Genomic DNA, 2372 nt, shown 5'->3' on the forward strand with positions numbered 1-2372 from the left:
AGTAACCAGTGCGATCGCTTTTTACTCGGTGAGGAGTGCTGATTGATTGAAACCTAGACATACTGCTTTCTCCTGATGAGTGGGAGAATTTGAGGGCGTTGCTATTGTGTATTTGGCTAGTTGCTTTAGTGTTGAAACAAAATGCGGAATGTTTAAGCTCAATCGTGAATAACTAAACAACCTAGTAGTTCACTTTCCCCAAAATTGCGCTTGTGGAGGTCGGCGCTTGTGCAGGGGAGCAGAGGAGAGATTTGTACAAGTTCTTTCCCCCCTGCCCCTTTGCTTGCCACCACGCAAAATTCCCTTGGCAGACTACTAGCTTTTGAAAATTCTCTAAGTTAGACGTGGCTATCCTTTGCAGAAGAGCTAGTTCAGGTAATTGCTCTGGCATTGCTCAAACAACGTAAGCGTTTGCTGTTATTGGCAATCGCTTTTTTGTCGAATACCAGTCTAAGTTGGAGGAAAAGCCTTAGCCGCCTTAAGTCGATCTGTTACTAAAACAGTTGTTCATAAATAATTTTCGGCATTATCAACCAGGACAAAAGCTTTTAGCACCATAAATTTATGGTGTAACACGAGTTTATTTGGTTGAATTATGGTTGACACCAATATATTAAGGCGAGTAGCATTAAATGTCAACAGGTGAGCGCAATAATAACAAGGTAGATTTACAAATGAAGATTAAAATAGATGTTACTCCGGTAGCATCTTTCCGTTGGAATGAAGAAAACGCGCAGAAATTAAGAGAATTAAGGGAAAAAGCTGGATATAGCCGGAAAGCACTATCAGAGATAGTAGGTATATCTGCTACTTACATTCAGCAATTAGAAGCTCCACACTTGTTTGTTAATCGTCCTAAAAAGCCGAAAGAAGTAACTGTTAGTACTGAAATCCTACAAAAGCTTTGTGTTGCATTAAATGGTGATGTATCTTCTTTAATTTGGGATATAAATTGCACTGTACAATAGTTGCGCTGCGTTACTAAATAGTATTGACAAGTTACAGGTGTGCGTTATAAAATACTAAATATAAGGGCCAAGGAGAGTAAATCACCAGCGCCCCCAATACCTAAAGACTTACAAACTAAATCAACTAAATCGAGTTACTGATACCAAACCAATAAAACTAGTAGCCACCGGGACTAGCAGCCGGAAGCCTTAAACTTGTAATGGTCAAGCCGCCGTGAGATGATTCCGATGACCCACCAAGTCTAAAAACTGGTTGTAAAAAACTTCAATCTTTGCAGAACAAAGGCGATTGTGAACTCTTCAATCGCCTTTTCAATTGTTACCACGCGGCTGTACAGAGGACACGGTAAATCCCAATATCTTCTCTACAGCTTTGTGCTGTTTGCTGTTTTGACACCATCTGATACGCTTTGCCTTGGAATTACTTTATGAGGCTTCGCCAATAAGAGAGTGAGCGTTGTGCAAGCACAACGTTGTTCATGTAAATCAAAAGGCGATCGCCTGCCTGAGAAACTGTGCGATCGCCTTTATTACCCAATCGAAGGTTTTAAAATTATGCCACAAACAACAGCAACTTTAACCTCTTGCGTTAAACCAGTTGAAGAATTGAGATCAGTAGAGATTTCGTTTGAAGATCACGAATTCTATGCAGGTCAAAAGCTCGTAGCTAGCATTACTCACGACGATGACCTAACGCAACCTTGGATAGTGATGGTCAATGATGAGGAGATCCATCGCGCGAACACTTTTAAAAGATGCCACAGCTATATCACATGGCATTACCAGCGCGGAACACTGCCCATACAAGAAGAAACCCCAGTCGCTACAACGGGGAACGAAATCATGGTACAGATTGCTGATGAATGCGAAAAGTATGGGTTTGAAATCCTAAACGATGGTATCTACGACCAGGATCAAAAGCTTGGCGAAGTAGGCTGTACTAACAGCAGATGGTGGGTTATTCGGACAACTTCAGTGCATCAGCAGAAAATTCCGTGTGATTCTGCGTTCGATGCGGTGTGGGTATTGTCGATGGTAGAACTGATGCAACCATCTCGTGAGGAACTGCTGGGTAAGCCGTTTGATCAACTAGCAGCTAATGATAGAAACACCTATGGCAATATCAACCACCCTCAGACGAGTCTCTTGATTGCGGTGGGTTCACAGACTCCGATTTTGCGCGGATAGAGGGAATGGCGGCGTAAGAAAATCAGAAGGCGTGACCGATGAAGATTTCGGTCACGCCTACTGTTTTCTGTTTTTAGCTACGCCTTTTTCAACAGATGAGGAGATGACACAGCGATACCGCTAAAATCGTAGTAGAGGATGTCAGCAAGGAGGTTTAGATGACAGACGATGTTAGATTTGACGATATTTACCTACGCCTCAATGAACTGACACAAG

General features: G+C 42.3%; 2 protein-coding genes. Both read left to right on the plus strand.

Going from position 1 to position 2372, the window contains the following annotated elements; translation table 11 throughout:
- Positions 1–632: 632 nt before the first annotated feature.
- The gene (locus ACWATR_RS39385) at positions 633–968 is read left to right on the plus strand and encodes a helix-turn-helix domain-containing protein (RefSeq protein WP_228675969.1); all 336 of its coding nucleotides are present in this window, start codon (positions 633–635) and stop codon (positions 966–968) included.
- A 459-nt stretch (positions 969–1427) separates the two neighbouring features.
- Positions 1428–2156, plus strand: coding sequence for a hypothetical protein (locus ACWATR_RS39390; RefSeq protein ID WP_460345648.1), 729 nt, complete (start codon positions 1428–1430; stop codon positions 2154–2156).
- Positions 2157–2372 lie beyond the last annotated feature (216 nt).

It is taken from the genome of Nostoc sp. UIC 10890, assembly GCF_054786515.1.